22 protein-coding genes are annotated in these 25,176 nt (G+C 61.6%); 18 read left to right on the top strand and 4 right to left on the bottom strand.

The genetic code is table 11. From position 1 onward, the window contains the following. Positions 1 to 300: 300 nt before the first annotated feature. From HX866_RS19355 to HX866_RS19315, 9 genes are all read left to right on the top strand, one after another. On the top strand, positions 301 to 1,215 hold the full coding sequence (locus HX866_RS19355; protein WP_177096615.1) for a glutamate/aspartate ABC transporter substrate-binding protein: 915 nt from the start codon (positions 301 to 303) through the stop codon (positions 1,213 to 1,215). Positions 1,216 to 1,414: 199 nt separating this feature from the next. Then, entirely contained in the window at positions 1,415 to 2,161 is a 747-nt protein-coding gene (locus HX866_RS19350) for an amino acid ABC transporter permease (protein WP_177096613.1), read from the top strand. After that, positions 2,161 to 2,832, top strand: coding sequence for an amino acid ABC transporter permease (locus HX866_RS19345; RefSeq protein WP_121134292.1), 672 nt, complete (start codon positions 2,161 to 2,163; stop codon positions 2,830 to 2,832). The genes HX866_RS19350 and HX866_RS19345 overlap by 1 nt, the downstream gene beginning before the upstream one ends. Further along, entirely contained in the window at positions 2,829 to 3,563 is a 735-nt protein-coding gene (locus tag HX866_RS19340) for an amino acid ABC transporter ATP-binding protein (RefSeq protein WP_177096611.1), read from the top strand. Before HX866_RS19345 ends, HX866_RS19340 begins: the two co-directional genes overlap by 4 nt. A gap of 167 nt (positions 3,564 to 3,730) precedes the next feature. Beyond that, positions 3,731 to 5,632 (top strand): sensor histidine kinase, encoded by a 1,902-nt coding sequence (locus HX866_RS19335; RefSeq protein ID WP_177096609.1) that lies wholly within the window; start codon positions 3,731 to 3,733, stop codon positions 5,630 to 5,632. 44 nt (positions 5,633 to 5,676) lie between these two features. Then, on the top strand, positions 5,677 to 6,954 hold the full coding sequence (locus HX866_RS19330) for a sigma-54-dependent transcriptional regulator (protein ID WP_371316750.1): 1,278 nt from the start codon (positions 5,677 to 5,679) through the stop codon (positions 6,952 to 6,954). Between the two features lie 24 nt (positions 6,955 to 6,978). After that, the gene (locus HX866_RS19325) at positions 6,979 to 7,308 is read left to right on the top strand and encodes a GlpM family protein (protein ID WP_177096971.1); all 330 of its coding nucleotides are present in this window, start codon (positions 6,979 to 6,981) and stop codon (positions 7,306 to 7,308) included. 168 nt (positions 7,309 to 7,476) lie between these two features. Further along, complete coding sequence (locus HX866_RS19320) at positions 7,477 to 7,851, top strand: EamA family transporter (RefSeq protein ID WP_177096606.1); 375 nt, start codon at positions 7,477 to 7,479, stop codon at positions 7,849 to 7,851. Between the two features lie 31 nt (positions 7,852 to 7,882). Then, entirely contained in the window at positions 7,883 to 8,284 is a 402-nt protein-coding gene (locus tag HX866_RS19315; RefSeq protein WP_100944504.1) for an EamA family transporter, read from the top strand. Between the two features lie 245 nt (positions 8,285 to 8,529). On the opposite strand, the gene HX866_RS19310 is transcribed toward HX866_RS19315, so the two are convergent. Next, positions 8,530 to 9,303 (bottom strand): MipA/OmpV family protein, encoded by a 774-nt coding sequence (locus HX866_RS19310; RefSeq protein WP_177096604.1) that lies wholly within the window; start codon positions 9,301 to 9,303, stop codon positions 8,530 to 8,532. A 227-nt stretch (positions 9,304 to 9,530) separates the two neighbouring features. On the opposite strand from HX866_RS19310, the gene HX866_RS19305 reads away from it, so the two are divergent. From HX866_RS19305 to HX866_RS19280, 6 genes are read left to right on the top strand one after another with little or no spacing between them, the layout of a single operon-like run. Continuing rightward, positions 9,531 to 10,235 carry an HAD-IB family phosphatase gene (locus HX866_RS19305; protein WP_177096602.1) on the top strand — a complete coding sequence of 235 codons (705 nt, stop codon included), beginning with the start codon at positions 9,531 to 9,533 and terminating at the stop codon, positions 10,233 to 10,235. Further along, entirely contained in the window at positions 10,228 to 11,622 is a 1,395-nt protein-coding gene (locus tag HX866_RS19300) for an aspartate aminotransferase family protein (RefSeq protein ID WP_152740913.1), read from the top strand. Before HX866_RS19305 ends, HX866_RS19300 begins: the two co-directional genes overlap by 8 nt. After that, positions 11,619 to 12,485 (top strand): alpha/beta hydrolase, encoded by an 867-nt coding sequence (locus HX866_RS19295; RefSeq protein WP_177096600.1) that lies wholly within the window; start codon positions 11,619 to 11,621, stop codon positions 12,483 to 12,485. Before HX866_RS19300 ends, HX866_RS19295 begins: the two co-directional genes overlap by 4 nt. A 10-nt stretch (positions 12,486 to 12,495) precedes the next feature. Then, entirely contained in the window at positions 12,496 to 13,620 is a 1,125-nt protein-coding gene (locus HX866_RS19290) for a GNAT family N-acetyltransferase (protein WP_177096599.1), read from the top strand. After that, positions 13,620 to 15,410, top strand: a complete 1,791-nt coding sequence (locus HX866_RS19285; protein WP_177096596.1) for a sensor histidine kinase — start codon at positions 13,620 to 13,622, stop codon at positions 15,408 to 15,410. The genes HX866_RS19290 and HX866_RS19285 overlap by 1 nt, the downstream gene beginning before the upstream one ends. Next, positions 15,400 to 16,797 carry a sigma-54-dependent transcriptional regulator gene (locus HX866_RS19280; protein ID WP_177096594.1) on the top strand — a complete coding sequence of 466 codons (1,398 nt, stop codon included), beginning with the start codon at positions 15,400 to 15,402 and terminating at the stop codon, positions 16,795 to 16,797. The genes HX866_RS19285 and HX866_RS19280 overlap by 11 nt, the downstream gene beginning before the upstream one ends. A 3-nt stretch (positions 16,798 to 16,800) precedes the next feature. Here the strand turns inward: HX866_RS19280 and HX866_RS19275 are convergent, their stop codons facing one another. Then, positions 16,801 to 17,793, bottom strand: a complete 993-nt coding sequence (locus HX866_RS19275; RefSeq protein ID WP_177096592.1) for an alpha/beta fold hydrolase — start codon at positions 17,791 to 17,793, stop codon at positions 16,801 to 16,803. A 212-nt stretch (positions 17,794 to 18,005) separates the two neighbouring features. Between HX866_RS19275 and metR the strand changes: the two genes are divergently transcribed. Then, positions 18,006 to 18,923: a transcriptional regulator MetR gene (gene metR / locus HX866_RS19270; protein ID WP_177103741.1), complete on the top strand. Its 918-nt coding sequence runs from the start codon at positions 18,006 to 18,008 to the stop codon at positions 18,921 to 18,923. 6 nt (positions 18,924 to 18,929) lie between these two features. On the opposite strand, the gene HX866_RS19265 is transcribed toward metR, so the two are convergent. After that, positions 18,930 to 19,367 (bottom strand): NUDIX hydrolase, encoded by a 438-nt coding sequence (locus HX866_RS19265; RefSeq protein ID WP_177096588.1) that lies wholly within the window; start codon positions 19,365 to 19,367, stop codon positions 18,930 to 18,932. A 5-nt stretch (positions 19,368 to 19,372) separates the two neighbouring features. Continuing rightward, entirely contained in the window at positions 19,373 to 20,728 is a 1,356-nt protein-coding gene (locus tag HX866_RS19260; RefSeq protein ID WP_177096586.1) for an HD domain-containing phosphohydrolase, read from the bottom strand. Positions 20,729 to 20,962: 234 nt separating this feature from the next. On the opposite strand from HX866_RS19260, the gene HX866_RS19255 reads away from it, so the two are divergent. Together HX866_RS19255 and HX866_RS19250 are read left to right on the top strand one after the other, a co-directional pair. Next, positions 20,963 to 23,224 (top strand): putative bifunctional diguanylate cyclase/phosphodiesterase, encoded by a 2,262-nt coding sequence (locus HX866_RS19255; protein WP_177096584.1) that lies wholly within the window; start codon positions 20,963 to 20,965, stop codon positions 23,222 to 23,224. Beyond that, positions 23,221 to 25,095, top strand: a complete 1,875-nt coding sequence (locus HX866_RS19250; protein WP_177140253.1) for a putative bifunctional diguanylate cyclase/phosphodiesterase — start codon at positions 23,221 to 23,223, stop codon at positions 25,093 to 25,095. Before HX866_RS19255 ends, HX866_RS19250 begins: the two co-directional genes overlap by 4 nt. Positions 25,096 to 25,176 lie beyond the last annotated feature (81 nt).

The following is a 25,176-nucleotide window of genomic DNA, read 5'->3' as shown; positions in this document are numbered from 1 at the left end:
ACAGATTCCGCAACCTCACAAACCAGCCTCCCTCCTACAGCCCCTTCCCATTCGGTTTTCCGAACAAGCAACTGGCCACCATTCGGTGAACCGGACGCCAGACGTCTCGAAATCCCTCGAAACAATCGAAATCCCTTTTAAAATCAACAACTAAATCAACGTCGACGAGCCTGGCATGAGTCGTGCTCTACACTTTGGACCGAGTGCCCAGGCTGTCTACTGGGTCATCTACGCGGTTCGAAGCTCCTGAGAGTCGACTAATCGACTCCACAAGAAAAACAATCTCGAGGAAATCATCTGATGCGCATCGTTCCCCAGCTTCTGGGCGCAGCTATCGCTGTTGCTCTGATCAGTGCTCCAGTTTTCGCCGACGAATTGACCGGCACCCTGAAGAAGATCAAAGAGTCCGGCACCATCACCCTCGGGCATCGCGACAGCTCCATTCCGTTCTCCTACATCGCGGATGCATCCGGCAAGCCAGTGGGCTACGCCCACGACATCCAGTTGGCCATCGTCGAAGGCATCAAGAAAGACCTCGGCCTGCCGGACCTCAAGGTCAAGTACAACCTGGTGACCTCGCAGACCCGGATCCCGCTGGTGCAGAACGGCACCGTCGACGTCGAATGCGGCTCCACCACCAACAACGCCGAGCGCGGCCAGCAAGTGGACTTCTCGGTCGGCATCTTCGAAATCGGCACCCGTCTGCTGTCGAAGAAGGATTCCGTCTACAAGGACTTCGCCGACCTCAAGGGCAAGAACGTCGTGACCACCGCCGGCACCACGTCCGAGCGCATCATCAAGGCGATGAACGCCGACAAGCAGATGGGCATGAACGTCATCTCCGCCAAAGACCATGGCGAAGCCTTCAACATGCTGGAAAGCGGCCGCGCCGTAGCGTTCATGATGGACGACGCACTGCTCGCCGGTGAAATGGCCAAGGCCAAGAAGCCCGATGACTGGGCCGTGACCGGTACCCCGCAATCCTACGAAATCTATGGTTGCATGGTCCGCAAGGACGACCCGGCGTTCAAGAAAGCCGTGGATGACGCCATCGTCGCCACCTACAAGTCCGGCGAGATCAACAAGATCTACGCCAAGTGGTTCACCCAGCCGATCCCACCAAAAGGCCTGAACCTGAACTTCCCGATGAGCGAAGAGCTCAAGGCGCTGCTGGCCAATCCAAACGACAAGCCTGCACCGGACAAAAAAGTCTGATTCACCCCTGAGCGGGCTCCCGGTGGCGCGAACGCGGCCCCGGGAGTTTGTTGATACCTGCTGTACTGGCTTCTTCTATTGAGATGGGAAAGACACTCGGACCGCGAGCGGTGCGCGTGTGCCTGGCCGATGAGGTCGGGCGGGGCGGAGTCCCGGGAAGCACGTGCGTGACCACTGATTGATCCGAGGGGAGACCCGAATGAATTACAACTGGGACTGGGGCGTGTTCTTCAAGTCCACCGGCGTGGGCAGCGAGACCTATCTCGACTGGTTCATCTCCGGGCTGGGCTGGACCATCGCCATCGCCGTCGTGGCCTGGATCGTTGCACTGACCCTCGGTTCGCTACTGGGCGTGATGCGCACCGTACCGAACCGCGTGGTATCGGGCATTGCCACGGTCTACGTGGAAGTTTTCCGTAACGTGCCGCTGCTGGTGCAGCTGTTCATCTGGTACTTCCTGATACCCGACCTGCTGCCGCAAAACCTGCAGGACTGGTACAAACAGGACCTCAACCCGACCACCTCGGCCTACCTGAGCGTCGTGGTCTGCCTGGGCCTGTTCACCGCCGCCCGTGTCTGCGAACAGGTGCGTACCGGCATCCAGGCGCTGCCTCGCGGCCAGGAGTCGGCAGCCCGCGCCATGGGTTTCAAGCTGCCACAGATCTACTGGAACGTGCTGCTGCCACAAGCCTACCGGATCATCATTCCGCCGCTCACCTCGGAATTCCTCAACGTCTTCAAGAACTCCTCCGTGGCCTCGCTGATCGGCCTGATGGAGCTGCTCGCGCAGACCAAGCAGACCGCCGAGTTCTCCGCCAACCTGTTCGAAGCCTTCACCCTGGCGACGCTGATCTACTTCACCCTGAACATGAGCCTGATGTTGCTGATGCGCCTGGTCGAGAAGAAAGTCGCGGTGCCCGGCCTGATCTCCGTGGGGGGTAAATAATGGACTTCGATTTCAGTGGCATCGTCCCGGCCATTCCTGGCCTGTGGAACGGCATGCTGATGACCCTGCAACTGATGGTGCTGGGCGTCGTCGGCGGCCTGGTCATCGGTACGCTCCTGGCCTTGATGCGCTTGTCTTCGAACAAGCTGCTGGCCAACCTCGCCGGTGCCTACGTCAACTACTTCCGCTCGATCCCGCTGCTGCTGGTGATCACCTGGTTCTACCTGGCGGTGCCGTTCGTCCTGCGCTGGATCACCGGTGAAGACACGCCGATCGGGGCATTCGCCTCCTGCATCGTGGCCTTCATGATGTTCGAAGCGGCGTATTTCTGCGAAATCGTCCGCGCCGGCGTGCAGTCGATCGCCAAGGGCCAGATGGGCGCCGCCCAGGCCCTGGGCATGAGCTATGGCCAGACCATGCGCCTGATCATCCTGCCCCAGGCGTTTCGCAAGATGACCCCTTTGCTGTTGCAGCAAAGCATCATCCTGTTCCAGGACACTTCGCTGGTCTACACCGTAGGCCTGGTGGACTTCCTCAACGCCTCGCGTTCCAGCGGCGACATCATCGGCCGCTCCAACGAATTCCTGATCGTCGCCGGTCTCGTCTACTTCACAATCAGCTTTGCCGCCTCGCTGCTGGTCAAGCGTCTGCAAAAAAGGTTTGCCGTATGATCTCTATCAAGAATATCAACAAGTGGTATGGCGACTTCCAGGTGCTGACCGATTGCAGCACCGAGGTCAGCAAGGGTGAAGTGGTCGTGGTCTGCGGCCCTTCGGGCTCGGGCAAGTCCACCCTGATCAAATGCGTGAACGCCCTGGAACCCTTCCAGAAAGGCGACATCGTGGTCGATGGCACTTCCATCGCTGATCCGAAGACCAACCTGCCGCAGCTGCGCTCGCGGGTCGGCATGGTGTTCCAGCATTTCGAACTGTTCCCGCACCTGACCATTACCGAAAACCTGACCATCGCGCAGATCAAGGTGCTCGGCCGCAGCAAGGAAGAGGCGACCAAAAAAGGCCTGCAACTGCTCGATCGCGTCGGTCTGTCGGCCCATGCTCACAAGCATCCGGGACAACTCTCCGGCGGCCAGCAACAGCGTGTAGCGATTGCCCGGGCCCTGGCAATGGACCCGGTGGTGATGCTGTTCGACGAACCGACCTCGGCCCTCGACCCGGAAATGGTCAACGAAGTGCTCGACGTGATGGTGCAACTGGCCAACGAAGGCATGACCATGATGTGCGTGACCCACGAAATGGGTTTTGCCCGCAAGGTTGCCAGCCGCGTGATCTTCATGGACCAGGGCAAGATCATCGAGGACTGCAACAAGGATGAGTTCTTCGGTGACATCAGTGCCCGTTCGGAACGCGCGCAGCATTTCCTCGAGAAAATCCTGCAGCACTAAGGACGGATACCCCCCTGTAGGAGCAGCCGGTCGACGCTCGATTGCTCGCGATGGGATCGTCCAGACGACACATTGGCGTCGGATGTTCCATTTTTCGCGAGCAAGCTCGCTCCTGCAGAGGGGAACACCATCTGCCCTGTAGTTCTGGTTGACCCAAGGCAAACGTGATGAAATGCGACCCCAACCTCTATCGCGCGACGCCGCCATCACTCGCCGTGAAACCCCGCCTGATCCGCCAACTGTTCCTGCCGCCCCTGATCATCCTGCTGATGATCGGCCTGGGTTATGCCGGCTATCGCATCAGCGAACACTATGGCATCCGCACCCTCAGCGAAAACGGCGAACGCCAGTTGGAGCTGCACGCCCGCACGGTTGAAAGCGAGATCGGCAAATACACCTACCTGCCCAGCCTGCTGGAACTGGAGTCCAGTGTCTCGGCCCTGCTCAAGGAGCCGGACGCCGAACACCGCCAGGCGGTCAACGATTACCTCGAAGGCCTGAACCGGCGCAGCCGCAGTCGGGCCATCTATGTGCTGGACACCACCGGTCGGGTACTGGCCACCAGCAACTGGCGCGACGCCGACAGCTACCTGGGCGAAGACCTGTCCTTCCGCGCCTACTTCCAGGACGCCGTGCGCGGCCTGCCGGGCCGTTTCTACGGAATCGGCAGCACCAGCGGCGAAGCCGGCTATTACTTGGCCCATGGACTGGAAGAACAAGGCAAGATCATCGGCGTGGCGGTGATCAAGGTCCGCCTCGAAGCCCTTGAGGAACGCTGGCAACGGGCCCGCCTGGAAGCCTTCGTCACCGACGAGAACGGCATCATCATCCTCTCCAGCGATCCGTCCCGGCGCCTCAAGTCCGTGCGCCCGCTGACCCCGGAGATCAAGGAACGCCTGGCCCGCAGCCTGCAATATTACTGGTGGCCGCTGAACGAACTGCAACCCCTGGCCCGCGAACGCCTGGCCGAGGGCGTGGAAACCCTGACCTTCCCGGCCAACACCGAACTGGCCAAGGACGGCGACAGCGTCAGCTACCTGGCTCAGACCCGACGCCTGAGCGACACCCCCTGGCACCTCACCTTGCTCACACCCTTGCAGGACCTGCGCCGCGAAGCCGCCAACCAGGGCATGCTGGTGGCCGTGGCCTTCGCCCTGGTGGCATTCCTGCTGATCGCCTGGAACGAACGACGCAAGGTCATCGCCACCCGCCTGGCCGCCCGCGAAGCCCTGCAGGAAGCCAACAGCCAGTTGGAGCGACGGATTGCCGAGCGCACCGCCGACCTGCGCGCCAGCAATGACCGGCTCAAGGACCAGATCCGCGAACGGCGCCAGGCCGAGGAAACCCTGCGCCGCGCCCAGGACGAACTGGTCCAGGCCGGTAAACTGGCGGCCATCGGCCAGATGTCCACCAGCATTGCCCATGAACTCAACCAGCCGCTGGCGGCGCTGCGCACCTTGTCCGGCAACACCGTGCGGTTCCTCGAGCGCGGCGAACTGGACACCGCCAGCACCAACCTGCGGACCATCAACGACCTGATCGATCGCATGGGCCGGATCACCGCCAGCCTGCGTGCTTTTGCCCGGCGCGGTGACGACAAGGGCAAGTCGAGCCTGAGCAAGGCCATCGACGCCGCCCTGCAACTCCTCGGCAGTCGGGTCGAAACCCAGCACCTGGAAGTCCATCGCGACTTCGACGACGTGCAACTGGCCATCGACCAGACCCGCCTGGAGCAGATCCTGGTCAACCTGATCAGCAACGCCCTCGACGCCATGCAGGCCCAACCGCTGCCGGAGTTGTGGCTGGAAGGCGACTTCGTCGAAGGCAAATACCGCCTGCTGGTGCGCGATAACGGTCACGGCATCGAACCCGAGGCGCGCAAACACCTGTTCGAACCTTTCTTCACCACCAAGCCGGGAGAACAGGGCCTGGGCCTCGGCCTGACCCTCTCCGCCAGCCTCGCGGCGGCGGCCAGCGGCCACCTCGGGGTCGAACACCCCCTCACGGGCGGTACCGCCTTCGTCCTCACTTTACCGCGGGTCATCCCCGCCAAGGCCGAGTCGATATGAACAACGACCTCACTGTCCTGATTGTCGAAGACGACCCCCATGTCCTGCTCGGTTGCCAGCAGGCGCTGTCCCTCGAAGACATCCCCTGCGAAGGTGTCGGCAGTGCCGAGGAAGCCCTGGCGCGGATCGGCGACAACTTCCCCGGCATCGTCATCAGCGACATCCGCCTGCCGGGCATCGACGGCCTGGAACTGCTGACCCGGCTCAAGGCCCGCGACCGCAGCCTGCCGGTGGTGCTGATCACCGGCCACGGCGATATTTCCATGGCCGTCGGCGCCATGCGCGACGGCGCCTATGACTTCATGGAAAAACCCTTTTCCCCGGAGCGCCTGGTGGACGTCGCCCGCCGCGCCCTGGAACAACGCGGACTGGCCCGGGAAGTCTGGTCGTTGCGTCGGCAACTGGCCGAACGCGACTCCCTGGAAGGCCGGATCATCGGACGTTCGCCGGCCATGCAGAACCTGCGGGAACTGATCGCCAATGTCGCCGACACCTCGGCCAACGTGCTGATCGAAGGTGAGACCGGCACCGGCAAGGAACTGGTTGCCCGCTGCCTGCACGACTTCAGCCGACGCAAGTCGCAACAGTTCGTCGCCCTCAACTGCGGCGGGCTGCCAGAGAACCTGTTCGAGAGCGAGATCTTCGGTCATGAGGCCAACGCCTTTACCGGCGCCGGCAAACGCCGTATCGGCAAGATCGAACACGCCCATGGCGGCACGCTGTTCCTCGACGAAGTGGAAAGCATGCCAATCCCCATGCAGATCAAATTGCTGCGGGTCTTGCAGGAGCGCACCCTCGAGCGCCTCGGGTCGAACCAGAGCGTGGCCGTCGATTGCCGGGTGATCGCCGCGACCAAGTCCGACCTCGACGAACTGGGCCGTGCCGGCGAGTTTCGCAGCGACCTGTATTACCGCTTGAACGTGGTGACCCTGGAACTGCCACCCCTGCGCGAGCGGCGTGAAGACATCCTGCAATTGTTCGAATATTTCCTCCAGCAGTCTTCCCTGCGTTTCGACCGGGTCGCGCCGGAGCTGGACAACCAGACCGTGTCCAGCCTCATGAGCCACGACTGGCCAGGCAACGTCCGCGAACTGCGCAACGTCGCCGAACGTTTCGCCCTGAACCTGCCGGCCTTCAAGAAAACCGGCGTGCAGAGCGGCGGCGCGCTGGGCTTTGCCGAAGCGGTGGAAGCCTTCGAACGCAACCTGCTCCACGATGCCCTGCAACGCACCGGCGGCAACCTGACCCAAGCCAGCCAGGAGCTGAACATGGCCAAGACCACCTTGTTCGACAAGGTCAAGAAATACGGCCTGAGCCACTGACCACGAGTATTCGAGATGGACTTACTGTTAAAGGCCGCACTCGGCGCGTTGGTGGTGGTGTTGCTGGCCGCCCTGTCGAAAACCCGCAATTACTACATTGCCGGGCTGGTGCCGCTGTTCCCGACCTTTGCCCTGATCGCGCACTACATCGTCGGCAAGGGCCGTTCGCTGGATGACCTGAAGACCACGATCCTGTTCGGCATGTGGTCGATCATTCCCTACTTCATCTACCTGGCAACCCTCTATGTGCTGGTAGACCGCCTGCGCCTGGAGGCATCGCTGGCGCTGGCGGTACTCGCCTGGTTGCTGGCGGCCAGCGTACTGGTCAGCCTCTGGTTGCGCTTTCACGGCTGAATCGTCGCCATTGCCCGGGCATCCGGTTTGCTTTGTGCTGGCCCGTCCTTTGCATTTTCCGGCAAAGCCCTTACGCTGTGCCCTTTCGTGGGCGCTGGAACGAAACCGAGCGACTGCACGACTCGCGTCCCATCAAGCGTTGACCATGCTGTTCTAGGAGCTGTTTCCGTGTCCCTTGGCGTTATTTTGCTGGTACTTTTTTCCGTTGTCCTGGACGTGATCGGCCAGCTCTGCTTCAAGATGGGCCTGGACCGTCTGCCGGAGCTGGAGGGTGGCTTCAGACTGAGGGCCTTCTGGGGCCAGGTCTTCAATGCTCCCCTGCTCTGGTGCGGGATCGGTTCCTATGTCATCGAGTTCTTTGTCTGGATCGAAGCCCTGTCCCGGGCCCCTTTGAGCCTGGTGTTTCCCATCGGGGCCCTGGCGTATTGCGGCGTGGTGCTGGCCGGCAAAGTGATACTGGGTGAAACCGTCAGCCGCCGTCGCTGGCTCGGCACACTGGTGATCACCGCTGGCGTGATGCTGGTCGCCCTCTCCGGCGCTTGAGGGCTCCATTCATGTTCGAAGGAAATTGTTGATGAGCGGTTCAAAACACATCGATTGGCTTCACGGGCGCTTCGGCACCATCGTGCTCTGGGCCTTGCTGATCGCGTGCGAAAGCGGCGGCCAGATCGCGACCAAAATCGGTGGTGATCAACTCGGGCAGACCGATTTCAGTTTGCAATGGCTGCACGCGGTACTGCTCAACCCCGGGGTCTGGGTAGCGGTCGCCTGCTATATCGGGGCGTTTTTCGTCTGGATGCTGATTCTGCGACGCAGCACGCTGTCGCTGGCCTTTCCGCTGAGTTCGCTGGTGTTTGTCGCGGTGCTGCTGGCGTCCTGGCTGGGCCTGAACGAACAGATCAGCCTGCTGCACTGGATCGGGGTGGCGGTGATCATCGGCGGCATTGCGTTGCTGGCCGAGGGTGAGAAGAACTAGCCGGCGATGGCGGTGAATGTAACACCGCCATCGCCGGCAAGCCGGCTCCTACAGAAGCCTGGGCTCGACGCAACTTCTGTGATGAAACACAAACTTGCAGGAGCCGGCTTGCTGGCGCCTACAGAAGCCTGGGCTCGACGCAACTTCTGTGGTGAAACACAAACGTGTAGGAGCCGGCTTGCTGGCGATGGCGTCGGTCAAGGCAACATCGCCATCACTGACGCCCCGCTGGATAAAGCCCCGCCTCAAAACTTGTAGCTGATCGCCGTCTGGATCTGGCCCTGGTCGCTGTCACCCTTCTGCTTGACGATGCTGCTGTCCGCCGCCGAACCCACCAGGTGAATCCAGCTGGCGCTGGTCATCAGCGACCAGTTGCCGCCCAGGGGAATCGCAAAACTCTGGGTCAGGGTCAGGTTCTGGAAACCACCGCCGGCGTGGTACTGACGGATCCCCGAGTCCTGTGCCTCCTGGGCACTCACACCGAAGAAGGTCTGCGCCTGGCGCTCATCGGCATAGTGCGCGGTGAAATTGCTCCGGCCGATAATCCCCATGCCCAACGGATAACCCAGCTCGCCGCCCAAACGTCCGAGCAGGCCGCCCTGCCCGCCGCCACCGCCGACGGCACTGCCCAGCTCGGCGAACAGGCGCCAGAAGTCGGCCGGCGCATATTCCACGAAGCCACCCACCACGCCCATGTCCGGCACATCACGCAGGCCGCGCAAGGAGCCGTTGGACACCCGACCAGGCACGTAGTTGGCGAAAGGTCCGATGCTGAAACCATGGGACTTGAACGCGTCCCAGGTCAGGCCATCATCACCGCTGAGGCTGACATCACCCCAGTCCAGGTCCACATACGGCAACGGCGCTACTTCATAGCGGCTACCCGATGGATCGTAAGGCTGATAGCCCAGCCCTGCCCCCACCTGCCCGGTGAGACCTTCATCAGCCAGGGCGGCGTGGCTCCAGCCACCCACGGAAAAAAGGCCGGCCAGCAGCAATGAGGAAGTCAGGCGTTTCATGAAAAGTGTCCTTGTCGATACATGCCTTGCGCGATCACAAACCCGCTTTTTTGTAGGCAAGCACTGATGTTGTTTGTAGGAAGCTACAAATTTTGTAGCTCCATGTACGTAATCGGATACATATAGGGGATATATCTTACGAGAATACCGGATTTGAGCACTTGGCACACTCCGTGCTCTGCGTAGGGCATGCGCAGTGTGCGCTCTTATTCAACAGGTACAAGCAGATGATGCACTGGCATATCGTGTGTGATTTCGATGGGACCATCTCCCGCACCGACGCGATCGACAACATCCTTGAGCGTTTCGCCGACCCGAGCTGGGAAAGCATCGAGCAAGAGTGGCTGGACGGTCATATCGGTTCGCGTGAATGCCTCAGCCGCCAACTGGCGCTGGTCAAGGCGTCGCCAGCCGATTTGCTGGCGTACTTCGACACCATCGATATCGACCCGGACTTCCCGGACTTCGTCGATCATGTCATGGGCCTGGGCGCTTCCATCGAAGTGGTCAGCGACGGCATCGAACAAGGCATCGCGCGGATCCTCTCGCGCAACTACGTGACCTTGCTGCCGATCCTCGCCAACCGCCTGCGCCAGGTCGACCACAATAGCTGGCGCATCGACTTCCCGTACTCCAGCGACGCCTGCCGCGCCGCCTCCGGCAACTGCAAATGCAAGTCCGCGCCCAAGGGCAAGCGCATCCTGGTGATCGGCGACGGTCAATCGGACATGTGCGTAGCCGGCACCGCCGACTTCGTTTTCGCCAAGGGCCGCCTGGCCGAGCATTGCGAACGCAACAATATTCCTTACGCGCGCTTCGACTCCTTCGCCGAGCTGCCAGCCATGCTGGCCCTGCTGCCGAACGACGTCGCGGCGAACGCCGGCAACTACTCTATCGATCTTGAACAACAGGAACTCTTCCACCATGTCTGATATTCGTATCGCTACAGCCGAAGACCAGGTGCTTCTGGAAAAAGAAGCCAAATATTGCTCCTACGGCGATACAGTCCACTACATCGAACCGCCGCGCATTTTCAGCCGTTGCGAAGGTTCCTACGTCTGGGACACCGAAGACCAGGCCTACCTCGACCTGCAAATGTGGTACTCGGCCGTCAACTTCGGTTACGCCAACCCACGTCTGAACAATGCTCTGAAAAAACAGATCGACACCCTGCCGCAGATCGCCAGCCAGTACCTGCACAAAGGCAAGATCGAACTGTCGGAAATGATCGCAGTCGACGCCAAGAACAAATTCGGCCTCGACGGTCGCGTGCACTTCAACGTCGGCGGTTCGCAGTCCATCGAAGACTCGCTGAAAGTCGTGCGTAACGCCACCAACGGCAAAAGCCTGATGTTCGCCTTCGAAGGCGGCTACCACGGCCGTACCCTGGGCGCGTCCTCGATCACTTCGAGCTACCGCTACCGTCGCCGCTACGGCCACTTCGGCGAGCGCGCGCAGTTCATCCCGTTCCCGTACCACTTCCGCGGCCCGAAAGGCATGACCAAGGAAGAATACGGCAGCCACTGCGTGCAGCAGTTCGCCCGTCTGTTCGAAACCGAATACAACGGTGTCTGGGACCCTAAAGTCGGTACCAGCGAATACGCCGCGTTCTACGTCGAGCCGATCCAGGGCACCGGCGGCTACGTGATCCCGCCGATGAACTTCTACAGCGAGCTGAAGCAGGTCCTCGACCAGCACGGCATCCTGATGGTCGTCGACGAAATCCAGATGGGCTTCTGGCGTACCGGCAAGCTGTGGTCGATCGAACACTTCGACGTCAAACCGGACGTGATCGTCTTCGGCAAGGCGCTGACCAACGGCCTGAACCCGCTGGGCGGCATCTGGGCCCGTGAAGAGCTGATCAACCCGAAGATCTTCCCACCAGGCTCCACCCACTCCACCTTCGCCTCGAACCCACTGGGTACCGCGGTAGGTCTGGAAATGTTCAAGATGACCAGCGAAGTCGACTACGGCGCAATGGTCATGGCCAAGGGCAAGTACTTCCTCGAAGGCCTGCAAGAGCTGCAGAAACGTTTCCCGATCATCGGCGACGTCGATGGCCTGGGCCTGGCCCTGCGCTGCGAAATCTGCACCACCGACGGTTTCACCCCGGACAAGGCCACCCTGGACTACATGGTCGAGGAAGGCATGAAGGGCGACATGGTGGTTGACGGTCAGAAACTCGGCCTGATCCTCGACGTGGGCGGCTACTACAAGAACGTGATCACCCTGGCACCGTCGCTGGAAATCAGCTACCCGGAAATCGACCTGGGTCTGAAGCTGCTCGAGCAACTGCTGAACCGGGCCATGAAGCGGTGAACATGACACCTATCGATCTGGGCGAAGGCGATGCTGGCTTCGTACTCGGCTCGGGTCCGGTCGGGATCTTGCTGATCCACGGCCTGACCGGCACCCCGACGGAACTCCGTCGGGTGGCCCAGGGCCTGGCCAAGAAGGGCAACTGCACGGTTTACGTGCCGACCCTGGCCGGGCACTGCGGCGGTAACGAAGACCTGCAAGCCACCGGCTGGCTGGACTGGTATGAAGGCGTACGCAAGACGTTCGTGGCAGTGAAAGAACGCCACGAACAGGTTTTCGTCGGCGGCCTGTCCATGGGTGCGGTGATGTCCATGTACATGGCCTCCGAGCACCCGGGCCAGATCGCCGGGCTGTTGATGTATTCGACGACCCTGCGCTACGACGGCTGGAGCATTCACAAGCTGGCGTTCCTGACGCCGTTGCTGATGAAGATTCCGTTCGGCGTACACATCTGCCGTTTCGAAGAAAAGCCGCCTTATGGCATCAAGAACGAACGCCTGCGGGCCATCGTCGAGCGCCAGATGAAAGCAGGCCAAAGCAGCGATGCGGGGCTGTTGACCATGGAAGGCATCACCGTGCGCGAACTGCACCGGATGAATGCCGTGGTCATGCGCCGCATGCCGTCGATCAAGACCCCGGCCCTGGTGATCCACTCCATCGAGGACGACATCACCAGCCCGTGGAACGCCGACTACGTCGAGCGTCACCTGGGTGGCGAAGTGACCAAGGTCATGCTCGACAACTGCTATCACATGATCACCGTCGATCTGCAATACAAGGAAGTGATCGAGCTGAGCGCCGACTACGTCGCGCGTTTGAGCGGCATCTCGAGCGAGCCTGAAGCACTGCGGCAACAGGCCTAAGGAAAGATCCGTGATCAGCGCCCAAGCCTTCTCGACCATCGAGGCTATCGACCGTAACGCCTGGAACGATTGCTTTGTCGGCGTCCTGGAGAATTGGGAGTATTACCTGGCGGTGGAAAAAGCTGGCATCGAAGACTTTGAATGGCGCTACCTGGCGCTGTTCGAAGACGATCGTTTGCTGGCGGTCGCCCCCGCCTTCCTGACTTCCTACAAACTCGACACCACGGTGCAGGGTTTGGTTAAACGCATCACCGGCTGGATCAATCGATTCCTGCCGGGATTGCTCGAATTTCCGCTCTACGCCATCGGCTCGCCGGTGGCGGAGCGCTGTACCGCCGGGACGGCCAGCCATGTGCCGGCGGAACGGCGCCAGGCCTTGCTCGAGCAACTGCTCGCCCTGGCCCGCGATGACGCCCGGCAATTGGGTATCCGCCTGATCGCCGTCAAGGACGCCCCCAGCGACGATAACGACTGGAGCCGCAGCTGCAAGGCCGCCGGCTACCAGGCAATGCCGAGCCTGCCCAATGCGCTGTTGCAGATTCCGTTCGGTTCCATCGACGCCTACCTGGGCACCCTGGACAAGACCACCCGCAAGGACCTGCGCCGCAAACTGCGGGCGCCGGGGCCGCGGATCGAATGGCGGCGCAACATCGACGACGTCCTGCCACGGATCATGGACCTCTACCAGGCCACGCTGGCACGCAGCGAACTGCAATTCGAACGGCTGCCGGCCGGTTACTTCACCAACGTACTCGAACACATGGACGAGCGCGCGGCCTGTGTCCTGTACTGGGCCGGCGAGCGCCTGGTGGCGTTCAACCTGGTGCTGTTCGACGGCGAGCGCCTGATCGACAAGTTTTTCGGTCATGAAGTGAACCAAAGCCGCGAGCCCAATCTCTATTTCCGCAATTGGCTGGCCAATGTCGAGTACTGCATTGGCCATGGAATACCGGTCTACGAATCCGGGCAGGCCGGTTACGCCAGCAAGATTCGCCTGGGCTGCAGCTTCCAGGGCAACAATATGTTTTTCCATCATCGCAACTGGCTGATCAACAATGTCCTCAGAGGGGTCAAACTGTTGGTTCGCCCGGATCGATTCGACCCAGCCATGTCTGCTGCGATAAGCGAAACCTGATGACCAACACGCCAGAACGCCGCCGTAAACGACGCCCCTTCTCGATCTCGCGCTGGAGCGTGCAGCGTAAACTGCTGCTGGCGTTCTGGCTGGTCAGCGTGGTGCCAACCATGATTGCCGCGGAACTGGCGGCCACCACCCTGTCGCAGATTTTCGACAGCAACGTGCGCATCTGGCTGCAAGAGTCGACCAAGGTGGTCAAGGATGAAATCAGCGAGATCAAGCGCTCCAACGCCCGCGTCGCGCAATTGTTCCTGCTCTATACCCGTCCACCCAGCTCACACCGGGCGGCCAAGCATGACAAGCTGACCGCCGACATCGCCGACGCCATGGGCATCGACCTGGTAGCACTGGTCCGCACCCAGGATCACAAGGTGGTGTTCACCACCCAGCCGGATGACATCGTCTCGCAGATCAGCACCGCACCCAATGCCGTGTTGCAGACCATCCAGGTCGCGGGCGTGACCACCGGCGTGGTGGTCTCGACCTTCGACACCACCCAGGATGGCGTCGACTACCAGATGGTCATCGCCACCTACCTGGACAGCAGTTTCCTCAACAGCGTCGCCGACGTGCACTCCCTGGACCTGCGCCTGTACCTGGCCAACCCCCAGGGTTTTTCCGAAATCTTCTCCACCCAGCGCTTCGAAGATCACCCGAGCAACGTGCCTGACAGCATCACCGACAACCTGCGTGAAACCCGCCAGCCCAGTGAGGTGTTCACCAACCGCTACAGTGGCCTGTACTGGCCGATCTTCAATGACACCGGCGACCTGCAAGGGGTGATTTTCAGCGGCCTGCTGCGCCATACCAGCCTGGTGGGCCTGGTCAACCAGAGCAACCTGTTCATCCTGATTTTCATGCTCGGTTCGGTGCTGTCCCTGAGTGTCGGCTGGCTGGTCTCGCGGCGCCTGACCCTGCCTTTGCGCGGCCTGGCCGAGGGCGTCAGCGCGGTGATCTCGGGCGACTACAACAAACGTATCCCGGTGACCGGCAGCGATGAGCTGTCGGAACTGAGCAACACCTTCAACCACATGACCGAACGCCTGGGCGAACTGCATCACCTCGAAGCCCAGCTACGCCGTCGCGACCGCCTGCACGCCCTGGGCGAAGTCGCCATGGGCCTGGCCCACGAAATCCGCAACCCGCTGGGCATCATCAAGACCGCCACGCAGTTGCTGCACCGTCGTGCCAACCTGCCGGACACCGACAAGCGTCACCTGGAATACGTGATCAGCGAGGTCTCGCGGATCAACGACCTGATCACCGAATTCCTCGATTTCGCCAAACCCAGCGCACCGATTCGCGCGCTCTATCCGGCACGGGAACTGGCCGAGGAAATCCTCGGTTTCTGCGCACCGGAATTGGCGATCCACAATATCGACGCGCAGATCGACGATCAGGCGCCGGGCGCCACCCTGTATGCCGATTCCCGACAACTGAAGCAGGCCTGTTTGAACCTGATTCTCAATGCCATCGACGCCATGCCCAAGGGCGGGCGGCTGACCATTGGCATTGCCAAGGACCCGCGATTCACCATCATCAGTGTTTCCGACACGGGCCAGGGTATCGAGCCGGACATGATCGAGCGTATTTTCACACCGTTCGTGACCACCAAGGCCTCGGGCACCGGCCTGGGTCTGGCGAAGGTCTATTCGATCATGGAAAACCATGACGGGCGTATCGAGTGCATCAGCGAAAAAGATGCCGGCGCGACCTTCAACCTGTACATTCCGGCCCATGGTGGTGACCTGGACCACGAGGATGAGGAAGAAGAAGATGACGCATAACGTCCTGGTGGTCGACGACGAGCCCAAACTCTGCGACCTGCTGAGCTCGGCGCTGAGCCAGAACGATATCCGCGTCTTCACCGCCGGCAACGGCCTGGAAGCGCTGGTGGTCCTGGAGCAGGAAGAAATCGACCTGGTCATCAGCGACTGGCGCATGCCCGGCATGGACGGGCCGCAGTTGCTCTCGGAGGTCAAGCTGCGCTTTCCGCAGTTGCCGGTCATCGTGATGACCGCCTACAGCACTGTGAAGAATGCCGTGCAATCGATGCGCAACGGCGCCTTCGACTATATCGCCAAGCCGTTCGACATCGACGAACTGGACATCACCGTCAGCAAGGCCCTGCAATTTCGCGACATCCTGCGAGACAACGCGCGCCTGCGCGCCGAACTCGACGAGCACCAGCAGATCGACAGCCTGGTGGGCGACAGCCCGACCTTCCGCCGGGTCCTGCAAGCCGTGGACTCGGTGCGCGAGAGCAACGCCACGATCCTGCTGACCGGCGAAAGCGGTACCGGCAAGGAAATGGTCGCCCGGGCCATCCACAAACACGGCAACCGCGCCGACATGCCGTTTGTCGCGGTCAACTGCGCGGCGATTCCCGAAGGCTTGCTGGAAAGCGAGATGTTCGGCCATCGCAAGGGCGCCTTTACCGGGGCCGTCTCGGATCGGGTCGGGCGCTTTATGCAGGCCGACAAGGGCACGCTGTTTCTCGATGAGATCGGCGACATGCCGCTGGCGTTGCAGGCCAAGATCCTGCGTGCGCTGCAGGAGCGGATCATCGAGCCGGTGGGCGATCCGCGCGAGCGCAAGGTCGACGTGCGGGTGATTGCCGCGACCAACAAGAACCTGCTGCAAGCGGTGGCCGACAAGGAGTTTCGCGAAGACCTGTATTACCGTCTGAACGTCTTCCCGATTCCCCTGCCCGCCTTGCGTGACCGGGTCGAGGACATCGCCCCGCTGGCCCGGCACTTCGCCCATACCCTGGGCGCCACGGCCGGCAAGCGCATCGACGGTTTCAGCCCGGAGGCATTGCAGGCGATGCTCAACTACCCGTGGCCGGGGAATATCCGCGAACTGCAGAACTGTGTGGAACGGGCGACCATCGTCGCGGCCGGGCATTCTATTGAAGAGACCGACCTTCCGGCTTACCTGTTCGAATCAACCCCGCCCCAGAGCAGCCTCGCCCCCGTGCCCGGTATCGCCCCCGGCTTGCCCAAAGACCTCGACGCGGCCCTGGCGGACGTGGAGAAGGCCTATATCCTCGCGGCCCTGCAGGAAAGCAATGGCGTGCAGGCGGCAGCGGCCCAGTTGATCGGGATTTCCGAACGCAGCTTCTGGTATCGCCTGAAGAAGCTGGCGATCCACGTCGACAAGATCATCCGCTGAGCGTCAGAGCTGCGCCCAGCGACTGACATCCCCCTGGTGCAAGCGCAGGTACGGCAACACCGCCGCCAGCAACGGCGCCTTGAAGGCCTCCTGGAACCGATGGGCCAGTCCCGGGATCAGCACCAACTGGCTACCCTGGATATGCGCGGCCAGGTGCACGCCATGCATCACCGGCAACAACGGATCGGCCGTGCCATGGACCACCAGGGTCGGCACCCGCAGCTGATTGAGCAACGGCACGCGGCTCGGCTCGGCGAGAATCGCCATGATCTGACGCTTCACCCCTTCCGGATTGAAAGCACGGTCATAGGACGCTGCCGCCTGTTGCAACAGCTTGTTGCGGTCGTCGCGCACCTCGGGGCTCCCCAGGGCCGCCAACAGATCGGCCTGCTGCTCGATCGCCACCTCACGATTCGGCGCACTGCGGCGCGACAGCAACTGCACCAGAGCCGCACTCGGGGCCGGCAAGCCCTCGGCACCGGAACTGCTCATCACCAGGGTCAGGCTCTCGACCCGCTCCGGCGCCATCGCCGCCACGTGCTGGGCGATCATCCCGCCCATACTCGCACCGAGCACATGGAACTGGCGGACCTGCAACGCATCCATAAGCCCCAAGGCATCGCCGGCCATATCGGTCAGGGTATAAGGCGCCGCCACCGGCAGGCCGAGCTTGTAGCGCAGCACCTCGAAGGTCAGGTTGGCGCTGGCCGGCGCCTGGCGCCAGGTGGACAGGCCGACATCGCGATTGTCATAGCGAATCACCCGGAACCCCTGCTGACAGAGCGCGACCACCACCTCATCCGGCCAGTGGATCAGTTGCCCACCCAGGCCCATGACCAGCAGCAGCGCCGGATCCGAGGCACGTCCGATGCTCTGGTAAGCCAGGCTGACGTTTTCCAGATCGACCCGCTGGGTCGGAACATTGACATCACATCTTGACGCCGCAAAAGACGGCAGGCCGAACAAGAGTGCGGCCAGGAAAATTACTACACGCATGAAAACACCGAAACGCAGAACCCCATTGAGGCGCGAGTTTGATGTTATTTGTTCAACCGCGCTGCCACAGTTCAGTGACAGTTTGATGAAGATTGCCGAGTGGCAGATGGGGGCTGCCCTACCGGCGATGGCGCTCCTGTCGACAGCCACGGCAACATGAGACAAACTCATGCCCTGCCCGCCACTCACAAAATCTACTCATGGAGCCCCAGGTGCTGGAAATTCGTCATTTGAAAACCCTTCACGCACTGCGCGAGGCCGACAGCCTGGTAGAAGCCGCCGAACGCCTGCACCTGACCCAGTCGGCCCTGTCCCACCAGTTCAAGGAACTGGAAGAGCGCATGGGCATGCCGTTGTTCGTGCGCAAGACCAAACCAGTACGCTTCACCAGCGCCGGGCTGCGTCTGCTGCAACTGGCGGACGCCACCTTGCCGCTGCTGCGCGCGGCGGAACGGGATATCTCGCGCCTGGCCGGTGGCACCGCCGGCCGCCTGCACATGGCGATCGAATGCCACAGTTGCTTTCAGTGGCTGATGCCGACCATCGACCAGTTCCGCGATGCCTGGCCGGAAGTGGAACTGGACCTGGCCTCGGGGTTTTCCTTCGCCCCGCTGCCGGCACTGGCCCGTGGCGACCTGGACCTGGTCGTCACCTCCGACCCGCTCGAGCTGGGCGGCATCACCTATGTGCCGCTGTTCACCTATGAAGCCATGCTGGCAGTCGCCAATCAGCATGCACTGGCCAACAAGCCCTATATCGTGCCCGAGGACCTGCTCAAGGAAACCCTGATCACCTACCCGGTGGAACGCGATCGTCTGGATATTTTCACCCGCTTCCTGGAACCGGCGGACGTCGAACCAGCGCAGGTACGCACCTCCGAACTGACGGTGATGATGATGCAACTGGTGGCCAGCGGTCGTGGCGTCTGCGGCATGCCGCACTGGGCGCTGCACGAGTACAGCTCGCGGGGTTACGTCAAGGCCAAGCGGCTGGGCGAGAAAGGCCTGTTCGCCACCTTGTATGCAGCGGTCCGCACCGACATGCTGGATGCGCCCTACATGCGCGACTTCCTGCTGACGGCCAAGGACACTTCGTTCTCCACCCTCGATGGGGTCAGCGTGGTGCGCTGAAGCCCCTCAGGCGTCACCTCGGATGCCATCAGCCATGGCGGCCAGCGAAGCGCGATGGAACGGCAGGATCAGGTCCCGTGTCAATGGCGCGAGCACCAGGCCTCCATTGCCGGCGGGATCGATCCAGACCACCTCTTCGATCTCGGCGGCGGGCACCAGCGGTTCGGCTGTGTGCACCCGGAACAGTTCGGCTACAACCTGATAACCCGGCTCATTGACTGCCACGGCCGAGAACTGGCCGAGGTAGTCGGCGGCGGCCGTGTCGATGACCAACCCCAGTTCCTCTTCAAGCTCACGGGCCAGGGCATGGACCGGTTGCTCGTGGGCTTCGATCTTGCCACCCGGTTGCATGAAAGCCTGGGTCCCGCGTTTGCGTACCAACAAGGTACGACCGTCGGGGCCGATCAACAGGGCAGCGGCGATACGGATAGTTTTGCAGGTCATGGGGGTTATTCGCCCTGCTCCAGCAACGCCTGGACTTCCTCAGGCACCTTGACGAACACACTGTATTTGGCGCCTTCCATCGACTCGAAGGCAATCAGCTTGTCCACCAGCGGCGCGCTGAGCACCTTGCCGGCGTTGAGCAGTAGCATGCCGTTGTCGGCGTTGAGGTTGCGCGCCAGGATCATCCCGGCCGCCAGCTCCCGGGTACTCAGGACCTTGACCGTCGGATCGCCCAGGGTCACATCGCTCAGGTACTCGGCGCAGACCTTGATGAAGTCCTCGACCAGGCCCGGATCGTAAAGCTTACCGGCATACTTGCGAATAAAGATCAGCGCTTCATCGCTGTTCATCTGCCGCTCGAGAATCAACCCACGTTGCAACTCGATAAAGTCCACCGCCAGTTTCAGCACCCGTGAGCCGAGGGGAATCCCCTCGCCCTTGAGGTGATCGGGAAAGCCCGTGCCGTCCCAGCGCTCCTGATGATGCAGAATCAGCCGGGCCGCATCCTGCATCGGCTCCAGGGTCATCAACAGCGACTCGCTCTGCTTCGGATAACCGCGATAACGGTCGCGATCGGTGTGGTGCAACAGATCGGCCGGCGCGCCCATCATGCTGTCGGTCCAGCTCATCTTGCCGATGTTGTGCAGGGCGGCGGCCATGGCCAGATCGCGACTGGCCGCTTCATTCATGACATGGACCTTGCAGTAGATCTTGACCAAATCAATGATCGCCCGGTTGGTCTGCTTGTCCTTGGGCAGGCGCCACTCGACCATCCGCGAGAACACCTCGGCCGTGACGGCATAGCTGCGCTTGAGTTCTTCATAGGCCAGGTCAAGCATGTCGGCGGTCTGCTGGACTTCACTGGTACGCGCGATCACGCGCTTTTCCAGGGTCGAGTTGAGCGACTGCAACTGCCGGTTCTGCTCGTGAACCAAGGCTTGCAGGCGTTGGCGCTCACGGTCCGAATGCTGGAAAGCGAGGCCCTGGGTGATGGTCAGCAGCAGCTCTTCATCATTCCAGGGTTTGCTGAGGTAACGGTAGATCCGCCCTTCGTTGATCGCCTTGGCGATCATGTCGAGGTCGGCGTAGCCGGTCAGCAGGATCCGCAGGCAGGCCGGATACAGTTCATGAATCCGCGTCAGCAGGCTGGCACCGTCCATGTTCGGCATACGCGCATCGCTGATCACCAGGTCGATGGGTTGCGTGGCCATGATTTCCAGGGCCCGTGCGCCACTGTCGGCGAGGAACAGCTCATAACCCTGGCTACGCAGCAAACGGCGCAGGCTGTTGAGGATCGACTCTTCATCGTCGACCAGCAGGACACGGGGTTTGATCACGACATCAACTGTGGATTCATCCATGGAGCACCTCATGTCTGCGTCAGGCTCAGATCCAGGGACCTTTGAATCGCCGACGGTCCCTCTCTTTTGCGCTAAGGGTAGATGTTCGACCATCAATTGACACCATGTTTATCAGCAAATCGGTACAAGCCGATCTATGCTCCAAGCAATCTGGCGCGTAGCAGCGTGGTTATCAGGAAAGGAACTCCACATGAGCTTGGTCCACCTCGCTGTCAATATGACCGGAACCCTGCCATGAGCCGCCCGGTAGCCCGCGCCAATCGCCGAGTCCTGATCATTGACGACACCCCCTCGATCCACGAGGACTTTCGCAAGACCCTTTGCCCGGAAGACGTCGAAGACCACTTGCAAGCGGCCGAACAGGCCTTGTTCGGCGACGTCATCAGCCGCCGGGTAGAGCATTTCGAACTCCATTCGGCGTTCCAGGGCCACGAAGGCCTGGCCAAGGTCGAGCAGGCCCTGTTGCAAGGGCAACCCTACGCCATGGCCTTTATCGACATGCGCATGCCGCCGGGCTGGGATGGCCTGCAAACCCTCGAACGGCTCTGGCAAGCCGACCCCAAGCTGCAAGTCGCGCTGTGCACCGCCTATTCCGACTATTCCCTGGAAGAGATGAACGAACGGGTCGAGATGGGCGACCGCCTGCTGATCCTGAAGAAACCTTTCGATGCCATCGAGATTCGCCAACTGGCCAGCGCCCTGACCGTCAAATGGCAGATGACCGAAGACGCCGCGCTGAAAATGGAGCAACTCGAACAGGCCGTCGAAGAGCGCACCCGTGAGCTGTCCGACGCCAACATCATCGTGCAGAACAGCCCGACCCTGCTCTACCGCTTGCGCGGCGAGCCGTCGTTCCCGTTGATGTACATCTCCCACAACATCACCAAGTTCGGGCATGTCGCCGAGGACCTGCTGGCGTCGGCCGACTGGGCCGCGGAGCTGGTCCACGCCGACGACCAAGACAAGGTCGACGCGGCCATGGCCAAGGTCCTGGACAAGGATGCCGAGGGCGCCTCGATCGAGTTTCGCCTGCGCACCGGTGACGGCCACTGGCGCTGGGTGGAAAACCGCTACGTACCGGTCCGCGACCCGGAAGGCCGCCTGCTGGAAGTCGAAGGCATCATCATCGACATCACCGAACACAAGCTCGCCGAAGAGAAAATCGCCCTGCTCGCCCGTACCGACGGCCTCACCGGGCTGGCCAACCGCTCGACCCTGATCGAGCGCCTGCATCAGAGCTTTGCCGGCGCCCGACGCGGTGCCTCGCCCTTCGCGGTGTTCTACCTGGACCTGGATCACTTCAAGCGCATCAACGACACCCTCGGGCACCCGGTGGGCGATCTGCTGTTGCAGGAAGTCTCCCGGCGCATCAAGAGCTGCACCCGGGAAAACGACGTGGTGGCGCGCCTGGGCGGCGATGAGTTCGCGGTGTTGCAGACCGAGATGCTCGACCCGACGCAATCCGGCGCCCTGGCGAGCAAGATTCTTGAGGTGCTGGTGCAGCCCTACGATCTGGACGGCAATGAGGTACGGATTTCAGCCAGCGTCGGCATCAGCACCTATGCCCTGGACAGCGAAAGCGCCGACAGCATGTTGGTCCAGGCCGACATGGCGCTGTATCGCTCCAAGGACAGCGGGCGCAACCAATACCACTTCCATTCCGAAGAGATCAACCAGGAAGTCATCGACCGGGTCTCGATTACCCAAGACCTGAAAAAGGCCATCGAACAGAACGAACTGGAGTTGCATTACCTGCCGGAAGTCGACCTCGGCACCGGCAGGATCCTCGGCATGGAAGCCCTGGTGCGCTGGAACCACCCCGAGCGCGGCACACTCGGCGCCGATCTGTTCATCCCCGCCGCGGAAAAGACCGGGACCATCGTCGCCCTCGGCCGCTGGGTGCTGGAACAGGCCTGCCGGCAGATGCACCAATGGCGCAAGGACGATATGGCACCGCCGGTGATTGCCATCAACCTGTCCCTGGCCCAGCTCAAAAGTGGCGGCGAACTGATTCGCGATGTGCTCGAGACCACCGGCAAATGGGGGCTGTCGCCCTCGGACCTGCAGTTCGACGTCACCGAAGCGACCCTGGCCCAGACCAAATGGACCCAGAACGACGTACTGCCCAAACTGCGCGAACTCGGTGTGAAAATCGCCATCGACGATTTCGGCACCGACTACTCGTCCTTCGACTACCTCAAGACCTACCGCGTCAATCACCTGAAGCTGGCCCAGTCGTTGATCAACCACGCGACCCAGGACCCGGAAAGCGCCACCACCTTGCGGGCGATCATCAACTTTGCCCGGGAAGTGGGGATCGGTATCATCGCCGAAGGCGTGGAAACCCAGGAACAACGCCAGTCATTGATCTCCACCGGCTCGCCGATGGCCGCACAAGGTTATTACTTCAGCAAAGCCGTCGACAGCCAGCGCGCCAGCGAGCTGCTGCACGCCGGCCATATCGCCCCCAGCCCAACGCCAGAGATCAGACCATGAATCGAGCAGCCGGCGCCGCCAACAAGCGTATTTTGGTCATCGACGACACCGCCTCGATTCATCAGGACTTTCGCAAGATCCTCGGCCCCGAACAGGACGAGGAACTGAGCCTGGACTCCACCGAGCACCTGCTGTTCGGCACCACTCGCCCGGAGCGCCAGTGCTTCGAGATCGACTCTGCCTACCAGGGGCAAGAGGCGCTGGAGCTGGTAAAGCTGGCCCTGGCCGCCGAAAATCCCTATGCCATGGCCTTCCTCGACATGCGCATGCCGCCAGGCTGGGATGGTCTGGAAACCATCGAGCAACTGTGGGCGGTCGACCCGGAACTGCAAATCGCCCTGTGCACCGCCTACTCGGATTACTCCTGGGAATCCATGGACGAACGCATCGCCTTCGGTGATCAGATGCTGATCCTGAAAAAGCCCTTCGATGCCCTCGAGATCCGCCAGATGGCCAGCGCCCTGACCTGGAAGTGGCAACTGGCGCGGGACATCGCCTCCAAGATGGCCAATCTGGAACAGACCATCGAGGAGCGCGTCCAGGAACTGCTGCAGGTTTCCCGCCTGCTGCAATTCGATGTGCTCACCGAACTGCCCAACAGCACCCTGCTCGGCGACCGTCTGGGACAGGCCATCGCCCTGGCCAAACGTCACGGCGAACAGGTCGCGGTGATGTTTATCGGGCTGGACCGTTTCAAACGCATCAACAATGCCCTGGGGTATCCGGCGGGCGATGAAATGCTCAAACACGTGGCCGACTCCCTGGTGGCGGCCTTGCGCCAATCGGACTCGGTGTTTCGCTACCGCTCCGATGAGTTTGTCCTGGTGCTGCCCGAGTTCATCCACCCGCAACACACCCACAGCACCGCCGAGAAAATCCTCGCGGCCATCAATGCCCCCCATGAAGTCGCCGGGCATGGCCTGCGGGTGACCGCGAGCCTGGGTATCAGCCTCTACCCCGGGGATGGCGAGGACCCGCTGGTGCTGATCAAGAAAGCCGAAGCCGCCATGCGCAACGTCAAGGAACAGGGCGCCAACGGCTTTGGTTTTTTCATCGAGGACTTGAACCGGCGGGCCCGCGAACAGCAATCCATCGAATCCGGCATTCGCCTGGCTCTTGAGCGTGACGAGTTCGTGCTGCATTACCAACCCAAGCTCGATCTCAAGACCGGCACGGTGGTCGGTGCCGAGGCCCTGATCCGCTGGCGGCATCCCGAACGTGGCCTACTCTACCCCGCCGACTTCATCCCCGTGGCCGAGGACAGCGGCCTGATCATCCCACTGAGCCGTTGGGTGTTGCGCCAGGTCTGTCGGCAAGGTCGGGCCTGGCAGGATCAGACGCCCATGGCGCTGACCCTGTCGCTGAATATCTCGGCGATGGACTTTCGCCAGGGCGATTTCCTCGACGGCATCCGGCAGGTGCTGGAAGAAACCGGCATGGACCCGACCCGGCTGGAGTTGGAAATCACCGAAAGCGTCTTGATGCAGAATGTCGAGAACACCGTTGAAACCCTGAAAGCCATCAAGGCCCTGGGCATCCGCCTGGCCATCGATGACTTCGGCACCGGCTATTCGAGCCTCAGCTACCTGCAACGGTTTCCCATCGATGTGCTGAAGATCGACCAATCATTCGTGCGCGACCTCAATGGCGACAGCAACGACGCCGCGCTGGTGAGCGCGATCATCAGCCTGGGCAAGAGCCTGAACCTGAACATCATCGCCGAAGGTGTGGAAACCCCCGATCAGTTGGCCTTTCTCAAGGCCCATGAGTGCGAAGAAGGCCAGGGTTATTACTTCAGCAAGGCCGTCGAGGCCGAGACATTCCTGAGTTTGTTGCAGGACAAGCGGTTCGAACACCCGGCACAGGGCTGACCCCTGAACCCGCCTCTTTTTGCCAAGGACACGCCCATGATGCCTCGCGCACCGCTGTCGTTGCTGGCGAGATCGCTCGCC

The organism is Pseudomonas gingeri, assembly GCF_013386165.1.
In the GTDB taxonomy this organism is placed as follows: domain Bacteria; phylum Pseudomonadota; class Gammaproteobacteria; order Pseudomonadales; family Pseudomonadaceae; genus Aquipseudomonas; species Aquipseudomonas gingeri_C.
This window is presented reverse-complemented; position numbering and strand designations above follow the sequence as displayed.

Bases quoted from the DNA above. Each gene is read 5' to 3' on its own strand.
- HX866_RS19355 (WP_177096615.1), top strand. From the start codon at position 301: ATGCGCATCGTTCCCCAGCTTCTGGGCGCAGCTATCGCTGTTGCTCTG.
- HX866_RS19350 (WP_177096613.1), top strand. From the start codon at position 1,415: ATGAATTACAACTGGGACTGGGGCGTGTTCTTCAAGTCCACCGGCGTG.
- HX866_RS19345 (WP_121134292.1), top strand. From the start codon at position 2,161: ATGGACTTCGATTTCAGTGGCATCGTCCCGGCCATTCCTGGCCTGTGG.
- HX866_RS19340 (WP_177096611.1), top strand. From the start codon at position 2,829: ATGATCTCTATCAAGAATATCAACAAGTGGTATGGCGACTTCCAGGTG.
- HX866_RS19335 (WP_177096609.1), top strand. From the start codon at position 3,731: ATGAAATGCGACCCCAACCTCTATCGCGCGACGCCGCCATCACTCGCC.
- HX866_RS19315 (WP_100944504.1), top strand. From the start codon at position 7,883: ATGAGCGGTTCAAAACACATCGATTGGCTTCACGGGCGCTTCGGCACC.
- HX866_RS19310 (WP_177096604.1), bottom strand. From the start codon at position 9,303: ATGAAACGCCTGACTTCCTCATTGCTGCTGGCCGGCCTTTTTTCCGTG.
- HX866_RS19305 (WP_177096602.1), top strand. From the start codon at position 9,531: ATGATGCACTGGCATATCGTGTGTGATTTCGATGGGACCATCTCCCGC.
- HX866_RS19300 (WP_152740913.1), top strand. From the start codon at position 10,228: ATGTCTGATATTCGTATCGCTACAGCCGAAGACCAGGTGCTTCTGGAA.
- HX866_RS19285 (WP_177096596.1), top strand. From the start codon at position 13,620: ATGACCAACACGCCAGAACGCCGCCGTAAACGACGCCCCTTCTCGATC.
- HX866_RS19280 (WP_177096594.1), top strand. From the start codon at position 15,400: ATGACGCATAACGTCCTGGTGGTCGACGACGAGCCCAAACTCTGCGAC.
- HX866_RS19275 (WP_177096592.1), bottom strand. From the start codon at position 17,793: ATGCGTGTAGTAATTTTCCTGGCCGCACTCTTGTTCGGCCTGCCGTCT.
- HX866_RS19265 (WP_177096588.1), bottom strand. From the start codon at position 19,367: ATGACCTGCAAAACTATCCGTATCGCCGCTGCCCTGTTGATCGGCCCC.
- HX866_RS19260 (WP_177096586.1), bottom strand. From the start codon at position 20,728: ATGGATGAATCCACAGTTGATGTCGTGATCAAACCCCGTGTCCTGCTG.
- HX866_RS19255 (WP_177096584.1), top strand. From the start codon at position 20,963: ATGAGCCGCCCGGTAGCCCGCGCCAATCGCCGAGTCCTGATCATTGAC.
- HX866_RS19250 (WP_177140253.1), top strand. From the start codon at position 23,221: ATGAATCGAGCAGCCGGCGCCGCCAACAAGCGTATTTTGGTCATCGAC.